Below are 26,075 nucleotides of genomic sequence, written 5' to 3'. Positions count from 1 at the left end.
CTATTGGCCGGGTGAGTTCGCCCCGTGAATCCTCGCCCACCGGCTCCCCGCTCGAGAGCACCGGCTCGCCGCTCGAGCCCGCCCTGGCCGCCCGGCTGCACCGCAACCCCGACGGCCTGGTCTGCGCGGTGATCCAGCAGTGGGACACCCGCGAGCTGCTGATGGTCGGCTGGATGGACGACGAGGCGCTGCACCGCACCCTGACCAGCGGCCGGGTCACCTTCTGGAGCCGCAGCCGGCAGGAGTACTGGCGCAAGGGCGACACCTCCGGGCACGTGCAGTGGGTGAAGTCGGTGGCGCTGGACTGCGACGGCGACGCCCTGCTGGTCACCGTCGACCAGGTCGGCGCGGCCTGTCACACCGGCGACCGCACCTGTTTCGACGCAGACCGCATCCCGGCCGTCACCGGCCCCGTACTCAGCCAGTCCACCGCCCCGCAGAACGAGGAGCCCGTCGCGTGAGCGTCACCAGCCCGGCCGAAGACGTCCCGACCGACCTGGGTTTCGGCGGCACCTGGCCCGACCTCGACGGCTTTCGCCGGCTGGCCGCCGACCGCCGGGTGATCCCGGTGGTCCGCCGATTCCTGGCCGACGGCGAGACCCCGATCGGCGTGTACCGCAAGCTGGCCGGCAACCGTTCCGGCACGTTCCTGCTGGAGTCCGCCGAGCACGGCGGAGTCTGGTCGCGCTACAGCATCGTCGGCGCCGCCAGCCGCGCCACCCTGACCTCACGGGACGGCGTGGCCCACTGGATCGGTGACCCGCCGGCGGGCGTACCGACCGGGGGAGACCCGCTGGCCGCCCTGCGCGACACGGTCGAGGCCCTGCGCGCCCCCCGCCTGCCCGGGCTGCCGCCGCTGACCGGGGGCATGGTCGGCTACGTGGGCTGGGAGGCGGTGCGCCGCTGGGAGAAGCTGCCCAGCCCGCCGCACGACGAGCTGGAGGTCCCGGAGCTGGCGATGAGCCTGGCCACCGACCTGGCCGTGCTCGACCACTCCGACGGCACCCTGCTGCTGATCGCCAACGCGGTGAACTACGACGGCACCGACGAGCGGGTGGACGAGGCCTGGGCCGACGCGGTCGCCCGGCTCGACGCGATGACCGCCCGGCTGGCCGAGCCCGCGCCGAGCACCGTGGCCGTGCACGCCCCGGCCCCCACCGAGCTGAAGCCCCGCGAGCGCAGCCGCCGCGAGGAGTACCTCGACACGGTGCTGCAGGGTAAGCGCGGCATCGTCGACGGCGAGGTGTTCCAGGTGGTGCTCTCGCAGCGCTTCGACCTGGACTGCCCGGCCGACGCGATCGACGTCTATCGGGTGCTGCGGGCCTCCAACCCCAGTCCGTACATGTATCTGTACCGGACCGAGGACGCGGCGGGCCGTGAGCTGGCCGTAGTCGGCTCCAGCCCGGAGGCGCTGGTCAAGGTCACCGGAGGCCGGGCGATCACCCACCCGATCGCCGGAACCCGTCCCCGGGGAGCCACCGCCGGCGAGGACAACGCTTTGGCCGAGGACCTGCTGGCCGACGCCAAGGAGCGCGCCGAGCACCTGATGCTGGTCGACCTCGCCCGCAACGACCTGCAGAAGGTCTGTACGGCGGGCAGCGTGGAGGTGGTCGACTTCATGGAGGTCGAGCGCTACAGCCACGTCATGCACCTGGTCTCTACCGTGGAGGGCCGGCTCTCCGAGGGCAGCACCGCGTACGACGTACTGCGCGCCACCTTCCCTGCGGGCACCTTGTCCGGGGCGCCGAAACCTCGTGCGATGCAGCTGATCGACGAACTGGAGCCGGTGACCCGCGGCATCTACGGCGGCGTGGTGGGCTACCTGGACGTGGCCGGCGACATGGACTTCGCGATCGCCATCCGTACCGCTCTGCTGCGCGAGGGGGTCGCGCACGTGCAGGCCGGGGCGGGCATCGTGGCCGACTCGGTGCCCGAGAGCGAGGACCAGGAGTGCCGGAACAAGGCCGCCGCCGTGCTGCGAGCAGTTGCCGTGGCCGCGACGCTGCGTGAAGTAACTGGGGACGAGGTGCGCGCGTGAGTGCCCCGGGTCACCAGAGCGTCCAGGAGCCTGAGCAGCAGTCCGCTCCCGGCCGGTTCCAGACGATGACCGGTCGCCGCACCGTGGTCATGCTGGGCCTGCTCGGGGCCGGGCTGATCCTGCTCGGGGTTTCCCGGCCGTGGGGCACCGTGACGGTGGACAACCTGGCCTCGTTCGGCGACATCGAGATCTCCGGCAGCCAGGCCGCGCCGGCCGGTACCGCGGTCGCATTGGCCGTGGCCGCGGCCTCCTTGGTGCTCACCATCGCCGGGCGGGTGTTCCGGTTCGTCATCCCGGTCGGCGTGCTGATCGCCGGGGTGGCGCTCGGCTACAGCGGGGTGGCCACGCTGAACGAGCCGGCTGAGGCCGCCTCCGACGCGGTGCGCGACACCCTGAACCTGGAAGGCAACTTCATCGACGGCTTCACCGCCTCCAGCGAGCTGAACAGCTGGGGGTGGATCTACGTCGTCGGCGCGGCGGTGATCGCCCTAGCCGGTCTGCTGGGTGTGCTGGGCAGTCGCTCCTGGCCGGTCACCGGGCGCCGGTTCGAGCGGGAGGACGGCAAGAAAGCACCAAAGGACGTCTCGCGGCCCGCGGTCGGCGGATGGTCCAGTTCCGCTGACGTCTGGGACGCCCAGAACCGGGGTGAGGACCTGACGTCGGATCTGAGCGGGGCCGACCGCAGTTCCGGCGACGACGGCTCGTCCGGTGGTTCGGCGGACACCGGTTCTTCGGGTGGCTCCTCGGACAGTGGATCGTCGGACAGTGGTTCGTCGAGCAGCGGTTCCTCGGGCGGCGGAAGCGACTGACTTCGCAGGGGAGCTCCGGTCAGGGGGTATGTCGCGCCGGGCTCCCGGCGAACCGATATCGTCCGTGCTGGCCCGGCTGAATCCAGCTGACAGAATGTGGGCCATCGGAAAGGGGACGCAATGGCGGGCACGAAAGAACACCCGAAGCCTCCGGAGCAGGACTTCCACGACCCGTACGGGCACGGCCACTCGGTCGCCGCGTGGGTCTCGGTCACGGTGGTGATGTTCGGGGCTCTGCTCATGACCATCGCCGTCGCGGTCGGCTGGGACATGCTCTGGCTCTTCGTCGTCGGCACCGTGGTGGCCGTCGTGGTCGGCCCGGTCAGCGGCAAGGTGCTCGGTGCGATGGGATTCGGCGCGCAGCGCCAGCCCGGTCACTGACCTGCGGGCGGATGCGGGACCGGCCGGAGAACCGGACCGCACCGGGCACCACCGGCCGGCCTGATCCGTTGGCTGCTGAGAGGCCCGGTGAGGGACCGGACCGGACCGGCCGCTCGCAACGCTCGCCCGGGGCGGGAAGGTCGCCTGCGGGCCGGCACTCGTCGGTAATGTGCGATATCGGCGTTGTGCCCTTCAGCCCGTGACGATCAGAGGTGACCATGTCGGAGTACGGCTCCAACCCGCCGCGCGACCCGGACGGCGACAACGCCGGCCCGGACGAGAAGGGCCGGCCGGCCGGTGAGCCGCCGCAGTACGGTCCGCCGGGGCAGTACGGCCAGGGTGGTCCGAGTGACCGGAGCGGGTCCGGGCAGTCCGGTTCGCCGAGTGGGCCCGGCCAGCACGGGCAGCCGGGTCAGTACGGGCAGCCGAGCCAGCCGGGTCAGTACGGCCAGAACCCCTACGGGCAGTCGGGCCAGGCTGGGCAGCCGGGTCAGTACGGCCAGAGTCCTTACGGGCAGCCGCAGTACGGCCAGAGCCAGTACGGTCAGGGGCAGCCCTCCTACGGTCAGAACCAGCCGTCCTCCGGGCCGAACCCGGACCAGTACGGCCAAGGCCAGCCCTCCTACGGTCAGAGCCAGTTCGGCCAGAACCCGCCGCAGTACGGGCAGAAGCCGGAGTACGGCTCACCCGAGTACGACGCCCAGCAGCAGTACGGCCAGAGCCAGCCCGGGCAGGCCCAGTACGGCCAGAGCCCCAGCCAGTACGGTCAGAACCCCTACGGCCAGCCCTCGTACGGCGGCAACGCCTACGGTCAGCAGCCGGGCTACGGCGGCTACGGCAACCAGCCCTACGGCGACCCGCTGAGCAGCACCATCCCCGCGAACGTCGAGTTCGCCAGCATGGGCCGCCGCCTGGCCGCGCAGCTGATCGACGGCCTGATCATGTTCGTGGTGATCATGCTGCTGTTCGTGCTCGTGGGCGGCCTGATGGCCTCCAGCACCGACCTGAACGACCCCGAGGCGATCATGGCCTCGGGCGCCTACAGCGCCTTCTACGGCATCAGCTTCATCCTGCTGCTGGCCTTCCAGATCGGCTTCGTCGCCCTGCGCGGGGCCACCCCCGGCAAGATGATCCTGGGCATCCGGATCGTGCGCACCGAGGACGGCCAGGTGCCCGGCTGGGTCCCGGCCATCCTGCGCTGGCTGGTCCCGTTCATCGGCAGCTGGTTCTGCGGCATCGGCCAGCTGGTGGTCTACCTCTCGCCGTTCTTCGACTCCAGCGGCCGCCGCCAGGGCTGGCACGACATGGCCGCGAAGACCGTGGTGATCAAGGTCTGAGCACCAGGCCAGTGATGCCCCGACGGCCGGTGCGGGAATCCGGGCGGCGACCCGAGCGGTTGCGCCGTCTGGCTTCCCCCACGGCCGTCGCGGTCGTTCTGGCGGCGGCCACGGGCTATCTGGCGGCGGTGGACCCGGCCGAGCCCGGGCACTACCCCGGCTGCCCGATCCTGGCCGCCACCGGCTGGTACTGCCCCGGCTGCGGTGGTCTGCGGGCGGTACACGAACTGTCGCACGGCCACCTGATCACCGCGCTGTCGTCGAACGCCCTGGTCACCCTGGCGATCCCGGTGGCCGTGGCGTTCTGGGCCCGGTGGTTCCTCACCCGGCTCAGCCCGGGTCCGGCGAAATCCAGCTCACGAGCAGAGCCCGGCGGGCCTGGAGTCGGCTCAACAGAATCTGGCTGGGCGGAATCCGGCCCGGCGGAATCCGGCTTGGCAGAAACTGGCTGGGCGGAATCCGGCGGGGCGGGAACCGATCCGGTCGAAACCGGCCGGGCCGGAACGGACTGGGCGGAATCCGGGTTGGCCGAACCTGCGCCGACCGAACCCGCGCCGACCGAACCCGCACCGGTTGCCGCACCGGTTGAGGCCAGGCCGACAGATACCGGAGTGGCTGGGGCCGGACCGAGGGGAACCGGACCGAGGGGAACCGGACCGAGGGGAACCGGACCGAGGGGGACCGGACCGAGGGGGACCGGACCGAGGGGAACCGGACCAAGGGGGCCCCGACCGGCCGAAGCCCAGCCGGCCACGTCCGTCCGCCCCGTACCCAACCCGCCCGGAACCGCAGCGGATCCGCGGTACGCGCCCACCCCGTCCATGGTTGGAAACCCGGCCGCTCGAACCCCGCCCCAACCGCCCCCACGCCCCCAGAACGCCGCCCTGGTTCTCCCCAATGGGCGCTTACCTGGCGGTACCCGGGTGTGGCCGCCGATCGCGGTGGCTTTCGGCCTTATCCTCTTCGCGGTGCTGCGCAATCTTCCCGGGCTCGGGGTACTGGCTCCATAGCACACCCGCCGTGGGCGGGACCTGCGGGTCCTTGCGGACGGTAGGGGCCGGAGCACCCTCCGGGGATCGGTACCATCGACGGGTTGACACCACCGCGTGACTCACAATTGACGAGGAGCCTTGTGTGACTGTGCTCGAAGAGATCCTCGTCGGGGTCCGAGCTGACCTGGCGGAACGTCAGGCCGCCACGCCGCTGGAGAAGCTCCAGGAGCGGGCCGCCCAGCTGCCCTCGGCCAAGCCCGCCGAGTCGGTGCTGCGCCACGGCGACACCGTCAAGGTGATCGCCGAGGTGAAACGGTCCAGCCCGAGCAAGGGTTCCCTGGCCGAGATCAGCGACCCGGCCGCCCTGGCCGGGGAGTACGAGTCCGGCGGCGCCTCGGTGATCAGCGTGCTGACCGAGAAGCACCGCTTCGGCGGCAGCCTGGAGGACCTGGCCGGCGTGCGCGCCGCGGTCGACGTGCCGGTGCTGCGCAAGGACTTCGTGTTCACCAGCTACCAGGTCTGGGAGGCCCGGGCCACCGGCGCCGACGCCATCCTGCTGATCGTGGCCGCGCTCGAGCAGGAGGCCCTGGTCTCGCTGATCGAGCGGGTCGAGTCGCTCGGGATGACCCCGCTGGTCGAGGTGCACGACGAGGAAGAGGTCAAGCGCGCGGTGGACGCCGGCGCCCGGGTGATCGGGGTCAACGCCCGCAACCTGAAGACCCTCGAGGTGGACCGCAACACCTTCGCCCGGCTGGCCCCGACCATCCCCTCCGGCATCGTCCGGATCGCCGAGTCCGGCGTGCGCGGCCCGCACGACGTGCTCGACTACGCCCGCTCCGGTGCCCACGCGGTGCTGGTCGGCGAGAGCCTGGTGGTCGGCAACAACCCCCGGGGCGCCGTGGCCGACCTGGTCGCCGCCGGCTCGCACCCCGCCTTGCGGGCCGGTCGCTCGTCCTGAGCGCACCGCCCCACCTGAGATCTAGCGAGAACTGGAAGCGATGACGGACACCAGTCCTACTTCCGCGCGCCTGCGCGAGGCCGTCGGCCCCTACTTCGGCCGGTTCGGTGGCCGGTTCGTCCCGGAGGCCCTGGTGGCCGCTCTGGACGAGCTGGACGCCGCGTTCGCCGCCGCCCAGGTCGACCCGGCGTTCATCGCCGAGCTGGACGAGCTGCACCGCACCTACTCCGGCCGGCCGAGCATCCTCACCGAGGCACCCCGGTTCGCCGAGCACGCCGGCGGGGCGCGGATCCTGCTCAAGCGCGAGGACCTGAACCACACCGGCTCGCACAAGATCAACAACGTGCTCGGCCAGGCCCTGCTGACCAAGCGGATGGGCAAGCCCCGGGTGATCGCCGAGACCGGGGCCGGCCAGCACGGCGTGGCCACCGCGACCGCGGCCGCCCTGCTGGGCCTGGAGTGCGTGGTCTACATGGGCGAGGAGGACACCCGGCGACAGGCCCTCAACGTCGCCCGGATGCGCCTGCTGGGCGCCGAGGTGGTGCCGGTCACGGCCGGCTCGCGCACCCTGAAGGACGCGATCAACGAGGCGATGCGGGACTGGGTCACCAACGTCGACACCACGCACTACCTGCTCGGCACGGTGGCCGGGCCGCACCCGTTCCCGACCATGGTGCGCGAGTTCCACAAGATCATCGGCGAGGAGGCCCGCGAGCAGGTCCTGGCCCTCACCGGCCGGCTGCCCGACGTGGTCACCGCCTGTGTCGGCGGCGGTTCCAACGCGATCGGCATCTTCCACGCCTTCCTCGACGATCCGGACGTGCAGCTGCTCGGCCTGGAGGCCGGCGGCGACGGGGTCGAGACCGGCCGGCACGCCAGCTCGATCACCGGTGGGGCCGCGGGCGTGCTGCACGGCAACCGGACCTTCATCCTGCAGGACGAGGACGGCCAGACGATCGAGAGCCACTCGATCTCGGCCGGCCTGGACTACCCCGGGGTCGGCCCGGAACACGCCTGGCTGGCCGAGTCCGGCCGGGCCCGCTACGAGCCGGTCACCGACGCCGACGCGATGGAGGCCTTCCGGCTGCTGTGCCGGACCGAGGGCATCATCCCGGCGATCGAGAGCTCGCACGCCCTGGCCGGGGCGCTGCGCGAGGGCCGGCGGCTCGGCGAGGGCGGGATCGTCCTGGTCAACCTCTCCGGCCGGGGCGACAAGGACGTGGACACCGCGGCCCGCTGGTTCGGCCTGGTGTCGGCCCCCGACCTGGTGAACTCCGAAGCCGAACGAGTCGATCTGAAGGAAGCGCAGTGAGCAGCGTCGCGCCGGTCCTGGCCCAGGCCAAGGCGGAAGGCAGGGCCGCGCTGATCGGCTACCTGCCGGTGGGTTTCCCCGACCACGACACCTCGATCGCCGCGATGGTGGCGATGGTCGAGAACGGCGTGGACATCGTCGAGATCGGCGTGCCCTACAGCGATCCGCTGATGGACGGCCCGGTCATCCAGCACGCGGTGGAGGCCGCCCTGGTCGCCGGGGCCCGCCCGCGCGACACCCTGGTCGCCGCCGAGGCGGTGGCCAAGGCCGGGGCGCCGAGCCTGCTGATGTCCTACTGGAACCTGGTCGACCGCTACGGCGTGCCGAAGCTGGCCGCCGACCTGGCCGCCGCCGGGGGATCGGGCCTGATCACGCCCGACCTGATCCCGGAAGAGGCCGGCGAGTGGATCGAGGCCTCGGACGAGCACGGCCTGGACCGGGTCTTCCTGGTCGCCCCGAGCTCCACCGACGGGCGTCTGGCGATGACCGCCGCAGCCTGCCGGGGGTTCGTCTACGTCGCCTCGACGATGGGCGTCACCGGGGTGCGCTCGCAGGTGAACGACGCCGCCGAGGTGCTGGTCCGCCGCACCCGGGCGGTCACCGACCTGCCGCTGTGCGTCGGCCTGGGCGTCTCGAACGCCGAGCAGGCCGCCCAGGTGGCCGGGTTCGCCGACGGGGTGATCGTCGGCTCGGCCTTCGTCCGGGCCCTGAACGAGGCTTCCTCGCCGGCCGCCGGGGTGCGCGCCGTGGGTGAACTGGCCGCGTCGCTGGCCGCCGGCGTGCGAGCCTGACGAACATGCCGAAACGTGACCTAACCGCCGGAACGGGTTGTGAGAAGGTCACGTTGAAGGCGCAGGGCACCTGCCCAGGGAGCCACGAACTGAGGAGGTAGCGGGATGGACGCCGCACTGCTGACGGCGATTCCGAGCCCGGACCAGGGGGTCTGGCATCTCGGGCCGCTGCCGCTGCGGGGCTATGCCTTCAGCATCCTGATCGGGATCGGCCTGGCCATCTGGACCGCGCAGATCCGCTGGAAGGCCCGGGGCGGCGATCCCACCGTGGTGCTCGACATCGCCACCTGGGCGGTGCCTTTCGGGGTGATCGGGGGCCGGCTCTACCACGTCGTCACCTCCCCGCAGGCCTACTTCGGCGAGGGCGGCGACCCGGTCAAGGCCCTGTACATCTGGGAGGGCGGCCTGGGCATCTGGGGCGCCATCGCGCTGGGTGCCGTGGGGATCTGGATCGGCTGCCGCCGGAGCGGAATCGCCTTCCCGGCCTTCGTCGACGCGCTGGCTCCCGGCCTGCTGTTCGCCCAGGCCTTCGGCCGGCTGGGCAACTGGTTCAACAACGAGCTCTACGGCAAGGCGCTGGACGAGAGCAATCCGTTCGCGCTGCGGATCTACCAGTGGGACAACTCGGCCGGGCAGGCCGTCCGCGACGCCGCCGGCGATCCGCTGGTGCTGGGCTACTTCCACCCCACCTTCCTGTACGAGGCGGTCTGGAACATCCTCGCCGCGATCGTCCTGATCTGGGCCGATCGCCGCTTCCGGCTGGGTCACGGCCGGGTGGCTGCGCTCTACGTCGTCCTCTACTGCCTCGGACGCGGTTACATCGAGACCTTGCGCATCGACGAGGCGAACCACATCCTTGGTCTGAGACTGAACGTGTGGACGTCCGTGCTCCTGTTCCTCGCCGGTCTCGCCTATCTGCTGATCTCGGCCCGGCGTCGGCCCGGTCGCGAAGCCTCCCTGTACCTGCCCGGGCGTGAGCCCGCGGGAACGGCGGACGGCGACGCACCGGTCGCCGAACCGGATTCGGTCGAGAAGCCGGGCGAGAAGGCCGAAGAACAGAAGCAGAAGGACGCGGAGGACGGCAAGGGCGCCGTCGCCGAGGCCGAGGCGGTGGCGAAGAAAACCGGCGAGTAACCGGATTTCTTCATTGCCGCGAGGCATCACGCCGAACGTCTTACGGCGAAACAGCCGTGAACCACGATCGCTCGTCAGATAGTTCCCCGGGCACGGCATCTCCCCAGGTGGGTGGGGGATGCTAACCGGGAAAAATCCGCGAAGTCGCAGGTTTCACAAAGGTTTCGAAATGCCACACCGACCCGTTACAGTGTCGACAACCCGAGGGCCATAGGCGTCCCCCTGCGCGGATCATCTGGGCGTTCCTCTTCGGCCCCATCGCGGTGATCATCGACATGGCACCGGGTCGTTCACCACGCTTCGAAGAGCCCCAGCGACCACGAGGTGCAGATCATGGTCTCCCCCTATCGGCGGTTCTCCGCCCGGCCCACCCCCGTGGGCCTGTACGACGGTCAGCACGAGCACGACGCCTGTGGCGTCGCCTTCGTCGCCACCATGCGTGGCGAGCCCGGGCACGACATCGTCGAGGCTGCCCTCACGGCTCTGCGTAACCTGGACCACCGCGGCGCCGTCGGTGCCGAGGTGGACACCGGCGACGGCGCCGGCATCATCACCCAGGTCCCCGACGCGTTCTTCCGCGAGGTGCTGCGCGAGGAGCAGGGCGTTCAGCTCCCGCCGCCCGGCAGCTACGCGGTCGGTACCGGCTACCTGCCGCAGGGCGAGGCGGAGCGGGCCGAGGCCGAGGCCGCCATCGAGCGGATCGCCAAGGAAGAGGGCCTGGCCGTTCTGGCCTGGCGCGACGTCCCGGTCACCCCGGGGCTGGTCGGCGCCGCCGCGGCGTCCTGCCAGCCGGTGTTCCGGCAGATCTTCGTCGCCTCCACCCCCGGCCGGGTGGTCGGCATGGCCCTGGAGCGCCGCGCCTTCCGGCTGCGCCGCCGGGCCGAGATCGAGAGCGCGGTCTACTTCCCCTCGCTGTCCTGTCGCACCATCGTCTACAAGGGCATGCTGACCACCGGCCAGCTCGAGCCCTTCTACCCGGACCTGTCCGACCGCCGCTACGCCACCGAGCTGGCGATCGTGCACTCCCGGTTCTCCACCAACACCTTCCCGTCCTGGCCGCTGGCGCACCCGTTCCGGATGATGGCGCACAACGGCGAGATCAACACGGTGAAGGGCAACCGGAACTGGATGCGGGCCCGGGAGAGCGCGCTGGCCAGCGACGTCATCCCCGGCGACCTGGAGCAGCTGTTCCCGATCTGCGACCCGGAGGGCAGCGACACCGCCTCGTTCGACGAGGTGCTGGAACTGCTCCACCTGGGTGGCCGCTCGCTGCCGCACGCGGTGCTGATGATGATCCCCGAGGCGTGGGAGAACCACGCCGAGATGGACCCGGCCCGCCGCGCGTTCTACGAGTACCACTCGATGTTCATGGAGCCCTGGGACGGCCCGGCCAACGTCTGCTTCACCGACGGCACCCTGATCGGCGCCGTGCTGGACCGCAACGGCCTGCGCCCGGGCCGCTACTGGGTCACCGACGAGGGCCTGGTCGTGCTGGCCTCCGAGGCCGGCGTGCTCGACCTCGACCCGGCCACCGTGGTGAAGAAGGGCCGGGTCCAGCCCGGCAAGATGTTCCTGGTCGACACCGACCACGGCCGGATCATCGACGACGAGGAGATCAAGACCACCCTCGCCGGTCAGCACCCGTACGACGAGTGGCTGCACGCCGGCCGGATCCGCCTCGGCGACCTGCCGCCGCGCGAGCACATCGTGCACACCCACAAGTCGGTCACCCGGCGCCAGCAGACCTTCGGCTACACCGAGGAGGAGCTCAAGCTCATCGTCGCGCCGATGGCCAAGTCCGGCGCCGAGCCGCTCGGCTCGATGGGCACCGACACCCCGGTCGCGGTGCTCTCCAAGCGCCCGCGGCTGCTGTTCGACTACTTCACCCAGCTGTTCGCCCAGGTCACCAACCCGCCGCTGGACGCGATCCGGGAAGAACTGGTCACCGCGATGAGCGTGTCGATCGGCCCGGAGCGCAACCTGCTGGCCGCCTCCCCGGCGCACTGCCGCAAGCTGGTGCTGCCCTCCCCGGTGATCGACAACGACGCGCTGGCCAAGATCCTGCACGTCAACGACGACGGTGACCTGCCCGGCTACGCCACCGGCACGATCCGCGGCCTGTACCGGGCCGACGGCGGCGGTGAGGCGCTGGCCGAGCGGCTGGCCGAGATCTGCGCCGAGGCCTCGGCGATGGTGGCCGAGGGCGCCCGGTTCATCGTGCTGTCCGACCGGGACAGCACCGCCGACCTGGCCCCGATCCCCTCGCTGCTGCTGACCAGCGCGGTGCACCAGCACATGGTCCGGGAGAAGACCCGGACCCAGGTCGGCCTGGTGGTCGAGGCCGGCGACGTGCGCGAGGTGCACCACGTCGCGCTGCTGATCGGGTTCGGCGCCGAGCTGGTCAACCCGTACCTGGCGATGGAGAGCGCCGAGGACCTGGTCCGGCACGGTGTGGTCACCGGGGTCACCCCCGAGAAGGCCGTCCAGAACGTGATCAAGGGCCTGGGCAAGGGCGTGTTGAAGGTGATGTCCAAGATGGGCATCTCCACCGTCGCCTCCTACCGCGGCGCCCAGGTCTTCGAGGCGATCGGCCTGTCCCAGGAGCTGGTCGACGCGTACTTCACCGGCGTCACCTCGCAGCTGGGCGGCATCGGCCTGGACGTGGTGGCCGAGGAGAACGCGGCCCGCCACGCGATGGCCTACCCGCCGGACGGCCAGCGCAGCGCGCACAAGCGCCTGCCCACCGGGGGCGAGTACCAGTGGCGCCGCGACGGCGAGGAGCACCTGTTCAACCCGGACACGGTCTTCCGCCTGCAGCACGCCACCCGCAACCGGCGCTTCGACATCTTCAAGGAGTACACCTCCCGGATCGACGAGCAGTCCGAGCGGCTGATGACGCTGCGCGGCCTGTTCAAGTTCAAGGGTGACCGGAAGGCGATCCCGGTCGACGAGGTCGAGCCGGCCTCGGAGATCATCAAGCGGTTCTCCACCGGTGCGATGTCCTACGGCTCGATCTCCAAGGAAGCGCACCAGACCCTGGCGATCGCGATGAACCGGATCGGCGGCAAGTCGAACACCGGCGAGGGCGGCGAGGACGTCGAGCGCCTGCTCGACCCGACCCGGCGCAGCTCGATCAAGCAGGTCGCCTCCGGCCGGTTCGGCGTGACCAGCATGTACCTCACGCACGCCGACGACATCCAGATCAAGATGGCCCAGGGCGCCAAACCCGGTGAGGGCGGCCAGCTCCCGGGCGAGAAGGTGTACCCGTGGGTGGCCCGGACCCGGCACTCCACGCCGGGCGTCGGCCTGATCTCCCCGCCGCCGCACCACGACATCTACTCGATCGAGGATCTCGCCCAGCTGATCCACGACCTGAAGAACTCCAACCCCTCCGCCCGCGTGCACGTCAAGCTGGTGGCCGAGGTCGGGGTGGGCACGGTCGCGGCCGGGGTGAGCAAGGCGCACGCCGACGTGGTGCTGATCTCCGGGCACGACGGCGGCACCGGTGCCGCGCCGCTGACCAGCCTCAAGCACGCCGGTGGCCCGTGGGAGCTCGGCCTGGCCGAGACCCAGCAGACCCTGGTGCTCAACGGCCTGCGCGACCGGATCGTGGTGCAGGCCGACGGCCAGCTCAAGACCGGCCGGGACGTGGTGATCGCCGCGCTGCTGGGCGCCGAGGAGTACGGCTTCGCCACCGCTCCGCTGGTGGTCTCCGGCTGCATCCTGATGCGGGTCTGCCACCTGGACACCTGCCCGGTCGGCATCGCCACCCAGAACCCGGACCTGCGCAGCCGGTTCAGCGGCAAGCCGGAGTTCGTCGAGACCTTCTTCGAGTACATCGCCGAGGAGGTCCGCGAGCACCTGGCCGCGCTCGGCTTCCGCTCGCTGGACGAGGCGATCGGTGCGGTCGAGGCGCTCGACACCACCGCCGCGGTGCAGCACTGGAAGGCGGCCGGGCTGGACATCAGCCCGATGCTGGCGGTGCCCGAGGCGCCGTACAGCCCGTCCCGCCGGGCCACCACGAAGCAGGACCACGGCCTGGAGAAGGCCCTGGACCACACCCTGATCTCGCTCGCGGCCGACGCCCTGGAGCGCTCCGAGCAGGTCAGCTTCGAGGTGCCGGTACGCAACGTCAACCGCACGGTCGGCACCATGCTCGGCCACGAGGTGACCAAGCGTTTCGGTGAGCACGGCCTGCCCGACGACACCATCGACGTCACCCTGACCGGCTCGGCCGGCCAGTCGTTCGGTGCCTTCCTGCCCAAGGGGGTCACCCTGCGGCTGCTCGGCGACGGCAACGACTACGTCGGCAAGGGCCTGTCCGGCGGCCGGGTGGTGGTCCGCCCGGACAAGGCGGCCAGCTACTCCGCCGAGCAGAACATCGTGGCCGGCAACGTCATCGGTTTCGGCGCCACCAGCGGTGAGATCTTCCTGCGGGGCCAGGTCGGCGAGCGGTTCTGCGTCCGCAACTCCGGCGCCACCGTGGTCTCCGAGGGCGTGGGCGACCACGGCTGCGAGTACATGACCGGTGGTGTGGTGGTGGTCCTGGGCCGCACCGGGCGCAACTTCGCGGCCGGCATGTCCGGCGGCGAGGCGTTCGTGCTCGACCTGCGCGAGAGCCGGGTCAACACCGAACTGGTCGACCTGCTCCCGGTCGAGGGCGAGGACGCCGAGCGCCTTCGCGCCCTGGTCCAGAAGCACCGTGACGAGACCGAGTCGGCGGTGGCCTGGCGGCTGCTGCAGGACTGGGACGCCGCCCTGGCGCGGTTCACCCGGGTCCTGCCGCGGGCCTACGCCCGCGTCACCTCGGTCCGTACCCAAGCAGAGGCAGAAGGCCTGGACCTCGACTCCGACGAGGTCTGGTCGCGAATCATGGAGGCTTCCCGTGGCTGACCCGAGGGGTTTCCTCACCAACCGGCAGCGTGAGCTGCCGGCCCGCCGCCCGGTCCCGCTGCGCCTGATGGACTGGAAAGAGGTCTACGAGGCGACCGAGAAGCCGCAGCTGCAGCGCCAGGCCGGGCGCTGCATGGACTGTGGGATCCCGTTCTGCCACAACGGCTGTCCGCTCGGGAACCTGATCCCGGAGTGGAACGACCTGGTCTGGCGGGACGACTGGCGCGAGGCGATCGAGCGGCTGCACGCCACCAACAACTTCCCGGAGTTCACCGGGAAGCTGTGCCCGGCGCCCTGCGAGTCGGCCTGCGTGCTGGGGATCAACCAGCCCGCGGTGACGATCAAGCAGGTCGAGGTCACCACGATCGAGAAGGCTTTCGAGCACGGCTGGGTACAGCCGTTGCCGCCCGAGCGGCTGACCGGCAAGACGGTCGCCGTGGTCGGCTCCGGTCCCTCGGGCCTGGCCGCGGCCCAGCAGCTGACCCGGGCCGGGCACACCGTGGTGGTCTACGAGCGTGCCGACAAGATCGGTGGCCTGCTGCGCTACGGCATCCCCGAGTTCAAGATGGAGAAGCGGCACGTCGACCGCCGGCTGACCCAGATGGAGGACGAGGGCACCCGCTTCCGTCCGGGCGTGAACGTCGGCGTCGAGATCACCGGGCAGCAACTGCGCGACCGCTTCGACGCGGTGGTGCTGGCGATCGGCGCCACCGCGGCCCGTGACCTGCCCACCCCGGGTCGCGAGCTGGCCGGCATCCACCAGGCGATGGAGTACCTGCCCCAGGCCAACCGCTCGTCCCTGGGCGAGGAGGTCCCGGACCAGATCGACGCCAAGGACAAGGACGTCGTGATCATCGGTGGCGGTGACACCGGCGCCGACTGCCTGGGCACCGCGCTGCGGCAGGGGGCGAAGTCGGTCACCCAGCTGGAGATCATGCCGCGCCCCTCGGAGGAACGTCCTTCCGGTCAGCCCTGGCCCACCTACCCGATGCTCTACCGGGTCGCCTCGGCACACGAGGAGGGCGGCGAGCGGGTCTACGCGATCAGCACCCAGGAGTTCCTCGGGGACTCCGACGGCCGGGTGCGGGCGCTGAAGCTGGTCGAGGTGGAGTTCAAGGACGGCCGGTTCAACCCGGTCGAGGGCTCCGAGCGGGAGATCCCGGCCCAGCTGGTCTTCCTGGCGATGGGCTTCACCGGCCCGCAGAAGGCCGGGCTGCTCGAGCAGCTGGCCGTCGACCTGGACCAGCGCGGCAACGTCGCCCGGGACAACGCCTACATGAGCAGCGTGCCCGGCGTCTTCGTCGCCGGTGACGCCGGCCGGGGGCAGTCGCTGATCGTCTGGGCGATCGCCGAGGGCCGCTCCTGCGCCGCCTCGGTGGACACCTGGCTGTCGGGTTCCACCACGCTGCCCACGGCGATCCCGCCGACCGCGCGGCCACTCACGGTCTGAGGTCGTTCTCGTCACGTCCCCGGCCCCCTTCAGGGGGCCGGGGACTTCGGGTTTTGGCTGACCAATGGAGGACGGCCGGCGCCCGTTTGGGGCGAAGTCTCCCCGAACGTCCGTTGCTGGAAAAGGACCCAGGCACCCACGTCCCGTCCACCATCGGATGACCCCCGGATGAAGGTCTTTGCGACATCCGCAAGAGGACGACCGGTGCATGAAGCCGCCGTCGGGTACAGGGCTAAGCTCAGTGACATGCGCCGCGCCAAAATGGTTTGCACCATGGGCCCGTCTACGCAAGGCCGACTGGTTGAGTTCGTCGAGGCCGGGATGGACATCGCCCGCCTCAACCTCAGCCACGGCTCGTATGCGGACCACGAGAAGATGTACACAGAGATCAGGGCTGCCGCCGAGGCCACCGGCCGCGCGGTCGGCATCATGGTCGACCTCCAGGGCCCGAAGATCCGCCTCGGCCGCTTCGCCGAAGGCCCGGTCGAGCTGGTCAACGGAGCCACTTTCACGATCACCACGGACGACATCCAGGGTGACGTCAGCCGCTGCTCCACCACCTACAAGGGCCTGCCGGGCGACGTGAAGCCCGGCGACCCGCTGCTCATCGACGACGGCAAGCTCGCCCTGCGGGTCACCGAGGTCAAGGGCAACGACGTGGTCACCACGGTCGAGGTCGGTGGTACGGCCTCGAACAACAAGGGCATCAACCTGCCCGGCACCCTGGTCAGCGTGCCCGCCCTGTCCGACAAGGACGAGGCCGACCTGCGCTGGGCGCTGAAGCTGCGGGCCGACATGATCGCCCTGTCCTTCGTCCAGCGGGGTTCGGACATCGAGGACGTCCGCCGGATCATGGCCGACGAGGGTGTCCGGCTGCCGGTGATCGCCAAGATCGAGAAGCCGCAGGCGATCGACAACCTGGACGAGATCGTCCGGGCCGCCGACGCGATCATGGTCGCCCGGGGCGACCTGGGCGTCGAGCTGCCGCTGGAGGACGTGCCGATCGTCCAGAAGCAGGCCGTCTCGCTGGCCCGCCGCCTGGCCAAGCCGGTGATCGTCGCCACCCAGGTGCTGGAGTCGATGATCGACATGCCGCGCCCGACCCGGGCCGAGGTCTCCGACTGCGCCAACGCCGTCCTGGACGGCGCCGACGCGGTGATGCTCTCCGGCGAGACCAGCGTGGGCAACTACGCTCTCGAGGCCGTCCAGACGATGAGCCGGATCATCACCAGCACCGAGGACCACGGCCTGGAGCGGATCCCCCCGCTGGGCACCCAGCCCTCCACCACCGGTGGTGCGGTCACCCTGGCGGCCGCCACAGCCGGCCGTCTGCTGGGTGTGAAGTACCTGGTCACGTTCACCCAGTCGGGTGACAGCGCGCGCCGGATGGCCCGGCTGCGCTCGGCGATCCCGCTGCTCGCCTTCACCCCCGACGCCGACGTGCGGGCCCAGCTGACGCTGGTCTGGGGTGTGGAGACGTACCTGACCGACGTGGTCGAGCACACCGACGAGATGGTGCTGCAGGTCGACCACGAGCTGATGAAGTCCGGCAAGTGCGCCGAGGGCGACCTGGTCGTCATCGTCGCCGGGGCGCCTCCGGGCATCCCGGGCTCGCTGAACGCCATGCGGGTGCACCGGATCGGTGACGCCGTGAACGGTGTCGCCCCGGCGTACGTGCGGGCCACGAACAAGGCCTGAGCCCTACGCGCAAGGGCCCGCCTCCCCGAGGGGAGGCGGGCCCTTCGTCGTGCTGCGGTGGTGCCGGGTGCGGGATTCGAACCCGCACGCCCTCTCGGACGGAGCATTTTGAGTGCTCTGTGTCTGCCATTCCACCAACCCGGCGCAGCTTGCGCTGTCCGGGTGAGCTTATCGCCTGCGGGGGACTGCTCACGACCGGGTAACCGCCCGCACGTGACGCTGACCATGTCCGACAGCTGCAGACCTGCTTGCCCGTTCATGTCTGCGGATAGCTACCCTGAGCACATGACTGCTGGCGACTCCTCCACTGCACCCACTCCGGACGGGTCCGGCCTCCTCGAGCCCGTGCCCGACCCGTCCGACGTCCCCGCGCCGGCTGCTACCAAGGAACGCACCGTCCTCGTCGCCGAGGACGAGGCGCTGATCCGGCTGGACATCGTCGAGATGCTCCGGGAGAACGGTTTCAACGTCGTCGCCGAGGCCGGCAACGGCGAAGAGGCCGTCCAGCTCGCCCAGGAGCACAAGCCCGACCTGGTCGTGATGGACATCAAGATGCCGGTCCTGGACGGGATCTCCGCGGCCGAGCGGATCGTGAGCGCCCGGATCGCTCCGGTCGTGCTGCTGACCGCCTTCTCCCAGCGCGAGCTGGTCGAGCGGGCCCGTGACGCCGGGGCGATGGCCTACGTGGTCAAGCCGTTCACCGCGGCCGACCTGGTGCCCGCCCTGGAGATCGCCGCCAGCCGGCACTCCGAGCTGTCCGCGCTCGAGGCCGAGGTGGCCGACCTGGCCGAGCGCTTCGAGACCCGCAAGCTGGTCGACCGGGCCAAGGGCCTGCTGCAGACCAAGTACGGCCTGAGCGAGCCCGAGGCGTTCCGCTGGATCCAGAAGACCTCGATGGACAAGCGGCTGACGATGAAGGAAGTGGCCTCCGCGGTCATCGCCTCCGGCACCGACGCCTGAGCCTCCCCGGCGAGACGGCTCGGCGGCCGACGTTAAGGCGGCCGCCCGACCGTCCACCGCACGGCCGGCAAAGATTCAATCTCAGTAAAAGCGTGTCACTCCCATGAGGCGACACCTGTCGGGCAGATCATGTCCCCGGGATCTTCGGATCCCGGGGGCTTTCTGTTTTGCCTGCCCGTTAGTGCCATAGAATTCGTTGGATGAATTCCGTTTCTGCTCGTCTGATGCCCGAACGGGCATTACGACGCCATAAAACAATATGTTTCGGGTAGCTCAAAGAATGACTCAAGTCGGACACATTCCCGAAACATAAGAGCGGCCGAAACCCCTTCTGGTCGAATGTCATGCGGTCAAACCCGCCTCAATCCGGGAATCGTTGCCGAGCCTTGACCTTTCGCAAGAACAACCGCCCTACCCATGTCACATCGCAGTGGTAATTTCACCGGCCAACGCCAGTCACAGCGATCGGCTCCGGCCGTGGGGAAGAGGTTCAGACATGGGGAAACCGGTTCGCGCACTTGCCGTCGTCGCAGTAGCGGCGCTCGGCCTCGCGGCGTGCGGCGGCGGCTCGGACGACGACAGCAGCGGCTCCGGCGGTGGTAAGACCCTGGTGATCGCCAGCGAACTGCCGCTGCAGGGTTCCTCGGCCGACGCCTCGACCGACACCAACAACATGATCAAGGTGTACCTGGACTCGATCGGCAACAAGGCCGGCGACTACACCATCCAGCTCAAGGAGTACGACAACTCCACCGCCACGGCCGGTCAGTGGGACGCCGCCACCTGCACCGCCAACGCGCAGAAGCACGTTCAGGCGGCGGACGAGGTCGCGGTCATGGGCGCCTACAACTCCGGCTGCTCCAAGCTGCTGGCCCCGGTCCTGAACCAGGACCCCAAGGGCCCGATGCTCCAGGTCTCGCACGCCTCCACCAACACCGGCCTGACCAAGGCAGCCGACCCGGGCGAGCCCGAGCTGTACGCGCCGAGCGGCAAGAAGAGCTTCGCCCGCGTCACCACCACGGACGACGTGCAGGGCACGGCGGCGGCCGACTTCGCCTCGGAGACCCTCAAGGTCAAGAAGTGCTACATCCTGAACGACAACCAGACCTACGGTCAGGGCATCGCCAAGGCCTTCGAGGACCGGGCCAAGGAGGTCGGTATCGAGGTCGTCGCCAATGAGCCTTACGACGAGAAGGCCACGAACTACACGGCCATGTTCGAGAAGATCAAGGCCACCAACCCGGACTGCCTCTACGTCGGTGGCATCTACGACGTCAACGGTGGCCAGCTGCTGAAGGACAAGGTCTCGGTCCTCGGCGACAACGAGACCGTCAAGATGATGGCTCCCGACGGCTGGACCGGGTACCCGGAGCTGGACAAGCAGAAGGAGTCCGAGGGGCTCTACGCCACCTTCACCGGCCTGGCCACCGCGCAGCTGGAGGAGCAGGGCGGCGCCGCCGCCGAGCTCCTGAAGGCCTACGAGGAGGAGTACGGCTCCGCCCCGCGTACCAACTACGCGCTCTACGGTGCGGCTGCAGTCCAGGTCATCGTCGAGGCGATCGAGAAGTCGGACGGCACCAAGAAGGGCGTGCGCGACGCGGTCTTCGAGGGTGAGGGCATCACCGTCCCGGCCGAGGAGTCGGCCACCGGTAAGGAGATCGTGATCGACCCGGCCACCGGCGACACCACCGCCAAGGACGTGTCCGTGCTGATCGGCAAGGACGGCGCCCAGACCTTCGTGCAGGCCCAGGCCGTCGAGTGATCTGAGAGTTTCACCGCACTGGGTGGGTCCTCCACGGACGGAGGGCCCACCCAGTGTCCTTGCGCCAGAACCAGGTTCTCCCCGCAGCCGCCCGAAAAGAGCGATTCATGACCACATCCGCGATCGCCGCGTCCGAGGTGAAGCCACACCGGCGCCCTCAGGAAGTCGCCGCGAACTCCCTCGGACTCCTGCTGCTGGCCGCAGTCGGCGTCTGGCTGATCTACGAACTGATCGCGCATCCGCAGCAGTTCGCCTCGTTGCTCGTGATCGGCGTCGGCAACGGTGCGTTGTACGCGCTGATCGCGCTGGGCTACACGATGGTCTACGGCATCATCGAGCTGATCAACTTCTCCCACGGTGACCTGTTCATGCTGGCCACGGTGCTGTCCGGCATCGTCGCGGCGAGCTGGTTCTCGGTCGACAGCTTCACCTTCGCGGCGGTCGGTGCCGTCGCCCTCGCCCTGCTGATCGCGATCGTGGTAGCGGCCACGGTGAACGTCGCCGCCGAGCGGGTGGCCTACCGGCGGTTGCGGCGGGCGCCCAAGCTCGCCCCGCTGATCACCGCGGTCGGCCTGAGCTTCATGTACCAGTGGGTCGGGCAGCGCAACTTCATGTCCGGTTCTGCCCCCAAGCAGTGGTCGACGATGTTCGGCAACGGCAGCTTCAGCATCGGTTCGGTCCGGGTGCCCTACACCACCCTGGTCGTGCTGGCCGTGACCATCCCACTGCTGCTGGTCATGGTCTACCTGGTTCAGCGCACCCGGGCCGGCAAGGCGATGCGCGCGGTCGCCCAGGACCAGGACGCGGCCCGGCTGATGGGGATCGACGTCGACCGGACGATCGCCTTCGTCTTCGCCGTCGGTGGTGGCCTGGCCGGTGCGGCCGGTCTGCTGTACCTGCAGTCGGTCGGTACCAGCAACTACAACCTCGGCTTCCGGCTCGGCCTGATCGCCTTCACCGCGGCGGTTCTCGGTGGTATCGGCAATCTGCAGGGCGCGGTCCTCGGAGGTTTCCTGATCGGCGTCCTGCTGAGCCTCAACGACGGCTTCCTGCTGGGCCCGCACTGGTCGATGACCGTGGTCTTCACCGTGCTGATCACGCTGATGGTGTTCAAGCCCGAGGGCATCCTCGGCACGGCGACGACAGAGAAGGTGTAGCCGGTGTCGACCACCACTCCCACTGCGCCGGTGGTGCGCCCACCGGCGCCGAAGACCTCGTTCCTGGCCCGGTTCGGCTGGCCGCTCGGCTTCTTCGCCGCCGGGGTCCTGGTTTTCGTGTTCAACCAGTGGATCCTGCCGGAGACCAGCACCGAGTTCCAGAACGGGTTCGGCTCCTGGCTGCCGATGACCGCGGTCAACGAGGCGCTGATCTGGGCGATCTTCGCGCTCGGCCTGAACATCGTGGTCGGCTACTCCGGCCTGCTCGACCTGGGCTACGTGGCCTTCTGGGGCATCGGCGGCTACGTCGCCGGCTGGCTGATGGCGCCGTTCGCCAACCAGGTGCACCCGTCCTGGGCGAACCTGAGCTTCAGCGTCTGGGGCAACCCGCTGCCCGGCCAGGAACGCGGCATCCACATCAACTTCTGGCTCGTGCTGATCATCGCCGCGCTGGTCTGCGCCGTGGCCGGCGTGATCATCGGCGCGCCCACCCTGCGGCTGAAGAGCGACTACCTGGCCCTGGTCACGCTGGGCTTCGGCGAGATCCTGCCGGAGGTCTTCCGCAACGGTGAGCGGGTCGGCCCGAACGGTGAATGGAACATCACCAACGGCACCAAGGGCATCATCGGCATGGACCAGATCCCGACCGGCCCGTTCCAGTACATCCCCGGGGTGCCGGAGACGATCGGCACCTTCGACCTGAACCTCAAGTTCATCGTCTTCGGCCTGATGCTCGCTCTGGCGATGTTCGTCTCGCTGCGGATCCGCGAGGGCCGGCTCGGCCGGGCCTGGCTGGCGATCCGCGAGGACGAGCTGGCGGCCAGCATGATGGGCGTGCCGCTGATGCGGATCAAGCTCTCGGCCTACGCGGTCGGCGCGGCCTTCGGCGGTATCGGCGGCGTGCTCTACGCGACGCACATCGGCGGTGTGCTCGCGGACCGGTTCAACTTCTCGGTCTCGATCATCCTGCTGGCGATGGTCGTGCTCGGCGGTATGGGCAACGTCTGGGGCGTCACCGTCGGTGCGCTGCTGCTGGCCTGGATCAACTCCACCGGCCTGGGCCAGCTGGGCAACGTCTGGAACGACGTCACCGGCGCCGAGGTGAACTTCGCCTCGCACAACTTCCTGGTGTTCGGTGCGATCCTGGTGCTGTTCATGCTCTTCCGAAGAGAGGGCCTGATCCCCGAGGCCCGCACCCGGCAGGTGCTGCAGGAGCCCGAACGCGGCGAGATCGAGTCGCTGGGCGCCGACATGGAAGGCACCGCTGAGGACACGGCGGCCGAAGGAGGCAAGAAGTGACCACCACCGCTTCCGAGTCCGGCGCCCCCGGAGCCGCCGCCCCGGCCGTCCCGGTGGCGCTCGAGGCCGAGCACATCACCGTGAAGTTCGGCGGCCTGACCGCGGTGAACGACGTGTCGTTCACCGTTCCGGAGAAGTCCGTGGTCAGCCTGATCGGCCCGAACGGGGCCGGCAAGACCACCTTCTTCAACGTGCTCACCGGCCTGTACCGGCCGACCACCGGCAACGTGATGCTCAACGGCAGCACGGTGACCGGCCAGCCGGTGCACAAGATCGCGCACGCCGGCCTGGCCCGGACCTTCCAGAACATCCGGCTGTTCAACCTGATGACGGCCGAGGAGAACGTGATGGTGGCGATGCACAGCCACCTCAAGTCCGGGATCTTCGGCACCGTCCTGCGCACCCCCCGCCAGCGGCGGGAAGAGCGCGAGGCTCGCGAGTTCGCCCGCGAACTGCTGGATTACATGGGCATCGGCAAGACCGCCGGGGACTACGCCCGCAACCTCTCCTACGGTGACCAGCGCCGGCTGGAGGTCGCCCGGGCCCTGGCCCTGCGGCCGAAGGTGCTGCTGCTGGACGAGCCCACCGCCGGGATGAACCCGCAGGAGTCGGCCCAGTTCGTCGACTTCGTGCGACGGGTCCGCGAGGACCGGGGCGTGTCGATCCTGCTGATCGAGCACGACATGAGCGTGGTGATGAAGGTCAGCGAGCGGGTCACGGTGCTGGACCAGGGGCAGAAGATCGCCGAGGGTCTGCCCGCCGAGATCCAGTCCGACCCGCGGGTGATCGAGGCGTACCTGGGTAAGACCGGTACCGAAGAGGGTTACGGAGGCGACCTGTGAGCACTCCCACCGATGCGGCTCCGGCACAGCCGGGGGTCCGCAAGAGCGGCGAGGACCTCCTCACCATCGAGGACATCCACGTCTACTACGGCAACATCGCCGCGGTGAAAGGCGTTTCGATCTCGGTCAAGCCGGGCGAGATCGTCACCCTGATCGGCTCGAACGGCGCGGGCAAGTCCACCACTTTGCGCACCGTCTCGGGTCTGCTGCGTCCCCGCACCGGAAAGATCACCTTCCAGGGCGAGTCCCTGGTCGGGGTGCCTGGGCACAAGGTGGTGAGCAAGGGCATCTGCCAGTCGCCCGAGGGCCGGCGGATCTTCCCGAAGATGAGCGTCGAGGAGAACCTCGAGCTCGGTGCCTTCCTGCGCAACGACAAGGCCGGGATCGCGGCCGACAAGGAGCGGGTCCTGGACCTGTTCCCGCGGCTGAAGGAACGGATCGCGCAGAAGGCGGGCACGATGTCCGGCGGTGAGCAGCAGATGCTCGCGGTCGGCCGGGCCCTGATGGGCAGCCCGAAACTGCTGCTGCTGGACGAGCCCTCGATGGGCCTGGCCCCGGTGCTGGTCGACCTGATCTTCGACACCATCCGGACGATCCGCGACCAGGGCACCACGGTGCTGGTGGTGGAGCAGAACGCGCTCGCCGCGCTGCGGATCGGCGACTACGCCTACGTGCTGGAGTCGGGTCACCTCAAGCAGGAGGGTATTGCCCGGGAGATGCTGAAGGACGACAGCATCGTCAAGGCCTACCTCGGCGGCTGATCGCCGTCTGTCAGTGCGGGCCGGTTCCCTGGGGGAACCGGCCCGCACTGTGCTTTTCGGAGCGGATATCGTTGCGCGGCTGGCGCTTTGATCCGTGCGAGCCGCTGCTCGTCATCCACAAGGGAGTCTCTCATCGGTTCCGACCCGTTCGCCATGCCCAACCCGGTGGTCCTGGTCCTGATCCCGTTGCTCGCGCTGTTCGTGGTTCCCGTGCTCGGTGGCTTCGGCGTCGTTGTCCTCGTCCGAGGGCGGCGGCAGCGGCCCCGCGTCCTGCGTGGCCTTGCCATGGTGACGGCCGCGGCCACGATTGCCGCGTACACATGGGGTGCACTGCACCTGCTTCGGGACGAGTCGGATACCAACAACAGATGCCAGGCGGTGGTCGGCCCCAAGTACGCCGGCGACATCGAGGCCTACGAGCACTCACTCGTCCCGTTGCGGTTCGCCTGTCGAGTGGACGGGGTCGGCACGTGGGAGATCTTCGTGCCGGGGTACGCCAACCTCCTGGTCTTGGCCCTGGCTCTCGCGACTGTCCTGCTCGCCGCGCTCAGTTACAGCAGGCTTCCGCTGAGTAGGTGATCTTTGCCGTTACGTAAGGGTTTTCGTGCACCGGTCAGTGCACTTGATCTCGCAGGCTGAGATTCTCGCGGATTGATCCGCCGGATTCGGCAGGGTTCGCCATGATGTGCGTCGAGCGTGGTGATGCCGGATCCCGATTGAGGACGATGCGGCTCACCGACCACGGTCCGGTGCCAGGAAGCGGTGCCGCGGGGAAACCGGGACCAGGTCCCGGCAGTCGGCCAGGAGGCCACCGGTGTCTCGACGTCCACCTCGGCGTCAGCTGGAGATCGCAAGAGCCGAACCCGAAGACGCCGACGAGGTGTTCGCACTTTGGGAGCAGAGCCTGGGGCAGTCCTCGTCCGGGGCGGTTGCGCTTCAGCGGGCGCGTGAGCGACTGGGTGCGGCGTTACGGACCGGGGATGCGCCGGCGGTGGGGGAGCCCGAGGTTCTGGTGGCGCGGATGGCCGATCGGGCAGTGGCTTTCGTGGTGCTGCGCCAGGCACCGCTGAACCTGCTCACGGGTGCGACCGCCCTGTGCCTGGACGAGTTCTACGTCGCGGCGGCCCATCGTCGGCACGGCGTGGGGCGGGCTCTGCTGGTGCACGTGGCGGGGCAGGCGGAGCGGCTGGGGGTGGAGCAGATCGTCGCCGAAGTGCCGCTGGGGTCCAAGGATGCCCAGCGTTACTTCGCCAAGCTGGGATTCGCCCCGGTCCTGGTGCGCCGGGCCTGCACCCCTGCGGTGCTGCGGCGTCGGCTCTCCGGTGCGGACGCCCGGCGCGGCACCCTTGAGCACCTGCTCTCGCGGCGCCGTTCGCTGCGGGCCCGGGCCCGGCGACTCCCGCCGTCCGACGACGCGCCCCTCGCCGGCTGATCACTGCTGCGGTTTCTTCCCGCGCTGCTTCCCGCGCTGCTTCCCGCGCTGCGGCCTCCGTCCTCGCTC

21 protein-coding genes and 1 tRNA gene are annotated in these 26,075 nt (G+C 69.8%); 21 read left to right on the top strand and 1 reads right to left on the bottom strand.

All coding sequences use genetic code 11. From position 1 onward, the window contains the following. Positions 1 to 11 precede the first annotated feature (11 nt). The 13 genes from hisI (at position 12) to pyk (ending at position 17,793) form a co-directional block, all read left to right on the top strand. The gene (gene hisI, locus LR394_RS10885; protein ID WP_231440578.1) at positions 12 to 461 is read left to right on the top strand and encodes a phosphoribosyl-AMP cyclohydrolase; all 450 of its coding nucleotides are present in this window, start codon (positions 12 to 14) and stop codon (positions 459 to 461) included. Next, on the top strand, positions 458 to 2,038 hold the full coding sequence (locus LR394_RS10880; protein WP_231440577.1) for an anthranilate synthase component I: 1,581 nt from the start codon (positions 458 to 460) through the stop codon (positions 2,036 to 2,038). Before hisI ends, LR394_RS10880 begins: the two co-directional genes overlap by 4 nt. Continuing rightward, positions 2,035 to 2,847, top strand: a complete 813-nt coding sequence (locus tag LR394_RS10875; protein WP_231440576.1) for a Trp biosynthesis-associated membrane protein — start codon at positions 2,035 to 2,037, stop codon at positions 2,845 to 2,847. Before LR394_RS10880 ends, LR394_RS10875 begins: the two co-directional genes overlap by 4 nt. Positions 2,848 to 2,967: 120 nt before the next feature. Then, complete coding sequence (locus tag LR394_RS10870) at positions 2,968 to 3,228, top strand: hypothetical protein (protein WP_231440575.1); 261 nt, start codon at positions 2,968 to 2,970, stop codon at positions 3,226 to 3,228. A gap of 218 nt (positions 3,229 to 3,446) precedes the next feature. Beyond that, positions 3,447 to 4,565 carry an RDD family protein gene (locus tag LR394_RS10865; protein WP_231440613.1) on the top strand — a complete coding sequence of 373 codons (1,119 nt, stop codon included), beginning with the start codon at positions 3,447 to 3,449 and terminating at the stop codon, positions 4,563 to 4,565. Between the two features lie 14 nt (positions 4,566 to 4,579). Continuing rightward, a complete protein-coding gene (locus LR394_RS43595) occupies positions 4,580 to 5,575 on the top strand; it encodes a DUF2752 domain-containing protein (RefSeq protein ID WP_407937013.1) in 996 nt (331 codons plus the stop codon). A 124-nt stretch (positions 5,576 to 5,699) separates the two neighbouring features. Next, complete coding sequence (gene trpC / locus LR394_RS10860; protein ID WP_231440574.1) at positions 5,700 to 6,515, top strand: indole-3-glycerol phosphate synthase TrpC; 816 nt, start codon at positions 5,700 to 5,702, stop codon at positions 6,513 to 6,515. A 40-nt stretch (positions 6,516 to 6,555) separates the two neighbouring features. Further along, entirely contained in the window at positions 6,556 to 7,827 is a 1,272-nt protein-coding gene (trpB, locus tag LR394_RS10855) for a tryptophan synthase subunit beta (RefSeq protein WP_231440573.1), read from the top strand. After that, on the top strand, positions 7,824 to 8,618 hold the full coding sequence (gene trpA / locus LR394_RS10850) for a tryptophan synthase subunit alpha (RefSeq protein WP_231440572.1): 795 nt from the start codon (positions 7,824 to 7,826) through the stop codon (positions 8,616 to 8,618). The genes trpB and trpA overlap by 4 nt, the downstream gene beginning before the upstream one ends. Positions 8,619 to 8,723: 105 nt before the next feature. Continuing rightward, entirely contained in the window at positions 8,724 to 9,752 is a 1,029-nt protein-coding gene (gene lgt, locus LR394_RS10845; RefSeq protein ID WP_231440571.1) for a prolipoprotein diacylglyceryl transferase, read from the top strand. Positions 9,753 to 10,085: 333 nt separating this feature from the next. Continuing rightward, positions 10,086 to 14,645: a glutamate synthase large subunit gene (gene gltB / locus LR394_RS10840; RefSeq protein WP_231440570.1), complete on the top strand. Its 4,560-nt coding sequence runs from the start codon at positions 10,086 to 10,088 to the stop codon at positions 14,643 to 14,645. After that, complete coding sequence (locus LR394_RS10835; RefSeq protein ID WP_231440569.1) at positions 14,638 to 16,095, top strand: glutamate synthase subunit beta; 1,458 nt, start codon at positions 14,638 to 14,640, stop codon at positions 16,093 to 16,095. The genes gltB and LR394_RS10835 overlap by 8 nt, the downstream gene beginning before the upstream one ends. A 246-nt stretch (positions 16,096 to 16,341) precedes the next feature. Then, positions 16,342 to 17,793, top strand: coding sequence for a pyruvate kinase (gene pyk / locus LR394_RS10830; protein WP_231440568.1), 1,452 nt, complete (start codon positions 16,342 to 16,344; stop codon positions 17,791 to 17,793). Positions 17,794 to 17,851: 58 nt separating this feature from the next. Here pyk and LR394_RS10825 read toward each other — a convergent pair. Continuing rightward, positions 17,852 to 17,937 (bottom strand) — tRNA-Leu (locus LR394_RS10825). 141 nt (positions 17,938 to 18,078) lie between these two features. On the opposite strand from LR394_RS10825, the gene LR394_RS10820 reads away from it, so the two are divergent. From LR394_RS10820 to LR394_RS10785, 8 genes are all read left to right on the top strand, one after another. Then, entirely contained in the window at positions 18,079 to 18,753 is a 675-nt protein-coding gene (locus LR394_RS10820; protein ID WP_231440567.1) for an ANTAR domain-containing response regulator, read from the top strand. 496 nt (positions 18,754 to 19,249) lie between these two features. Continuing rightward, positions 19,250 to 20,515, top strand: coding sequence for a branched-chain amino acid ABC transporter substrate-binding protein (locus LR394_RS10815; protein ID WP_231440566.1), 1,266 nt, complete (start codon positions 19,250 to 19,252; stop codon positions 20,513 to 20,515). A 107-nt stretch (positions 20,516 to 20,622) separates the two neighbouring features. Continuing rightward, on the top strand, positions 20,623 to 21,672 hold the full coding sequence (locus LR394_RS10810; protein ID WP_231440565.1) for a branched-chain amino acid ABC transporter permease: 1,050 nt from the start codon (positions 20,623 to 20,625) through the stop codon (positions 21,670 to 21,672). 3 nt (positions 21,673 to 21,675) lie between these two features. Then, on the top strand, positions 21,676 to 22,971 hold the full coding sequence (locus tag LR394_RS10805) for a branched-chain amino acid ABC transporter permease (protein WP_231440564.1): 1,296 nt from the start codon (positions 21,676 to 21,678) through the stop codon (positions 22,969 to 22,971). A 53-nt stretch (positions 22,972 to 23,024) separates the two neighbouring features. Beyond that, positions 23,025 to 23,813 (top strand): ABC transporter ATP-binding protein, encoded by a 789-nt coding sequence (locus tag LR394_RS10800; RefSeq protein ID WP_407937021.1) that lies wholly within the window; start codon positions 23,025 to 23,027, stop codon positions 23,811 to 23,813. Further along, positions 23,810 to 24,574 (top strand): ABC transporter ATP-binding protein, encoded by a 765-nt coding sequence (locus tag LR394_RS10795; protein ID WP_231440562.1) that lies wholly within the window; start codon positions 23,810 to 23,812, stop codon positions 24,572 to 24,574. The genes LR394_RS10800 and LR394_RS10795 overlap by 4 nt, the downstream gene beginning before the upstream one ends. Positions 24,575 to 24,727: 153 nt before the next feature. Next, positions 24,728 to 25,153, top strand: a complete 426-nt coding sequence (locus tag LR394_RS10790) for a hypothetical protein (RefSeq protein ID WP_231440561.1) — start codon at positions 24,728 to 24,730, stop codon at positions 25,151 to 25,153. A 235-nt stretch (positions 25,154 to 25,388) separates the two neighbouring features. Beyond that, positions 25,389 to 26,006, top strand: a complete 618-nt coding sequence (locus LR394_RS10785; protein ID WP_231440560.1) for a GNAT family N-acetyltransferase — start codon at positions 25,389 to 25,391, stop codon at positions 26,004 to 26,006. The last annotated feature ends 69 nt before the right edge of the window (positions 26,007 to 26,075 follow it).

Origin of the sequence: Kineosporia babensis (genome assembly GCF_021129305.1) — a bacterium.
GTDB classification, from domain to species: domain Bacteria; phylum Actinomycetota; class Actinomycetes; order Actinomycetales; family Kineosporiaceae; genus Kineosporia; species Kineosporia babensis.
The sequence above is the reverse complement of the archived record's forward strand: the minus strand, read 5'-3'. Positions and strand labels throughout refer to the sequence as shown.

Bases quoted from the DNA above. Each gene is read 5' to 3' on its own strand.
- LR394_RS10870 (WP_231440575.1), top strand. From the start codon at position 2,968: ATGGCGGGCACGAAAGAACACCCGAAGCCTCCGGAGCAGGACTTCCAC.
- LR394_RS10865 (WP_231440613.1), top strand. From the start codon at position 3,447: ATGTCGGAGTACGGCTCCAACCCGCCGCGCGACCCGGACGGCGACAAC.
- LR394_RS43595 (WP_407937013.1), top strand. From the start codon at position 4,580: ATGCCCCGACGGCCGGTGCGGGAATCCGGGCGGCGACCCGAGCGGTTG.
- trpB (WP_231440573.1), top strand. From the start codon at position 6,556: ATGACGGACACCAGTCCTACTTCCGCGCGCCTGCGCGAGGCCGTCGGC.
- lgt (WP_231440571.1), top strand. From the start codon at position 8,724: ATGGACGCCGCACTGCTGACGGCGATTCCGAGCCCGGACCAGGGGGTC.
- gltB (WP_231440570.1), top strand. From the start codon at position 10,086: ATGGTCTCCCCCTATCGGCGGTTCTCCGCCCGGCCCACCCCCGTGGGC.
- pyk (WP_231440568.1), top strand. From the start codon at position 16,342: ATGCGCCGCGCCAAAATGGTTTGCACCATGGGCCCGTCTACGCAAGGC.
- LR394_RS10820 (WP_231440567.1), top strand. From the start codon at position 18,079: ATGACTGCTGGCGACTCCTCCACTGCACCCACTCCGGACGGGTCCGGC.
- LR394_RS10815 (WP_231440566.1), top strand. From the start codon at position 19,250: ATGGGGAAACCGGTTCGCGCACTTGCCGTCGTCGCAGTAGCGGCGCTC.
- LR394_RS10810 (WP_231440565.1), top strand. From the start codon at position 20,623: ATGACCACATCCGCGATCGCCGCGTCCGAGGTGAAGCCACACCGGCGC.
- LR394_RS10790 (WP_231440561.1), top strand. From the start codon at position 24,728: ATGCCCAACCCGGTGGTCCTGGTCCTGATCCCGTTGCTCGCGCTGTTC.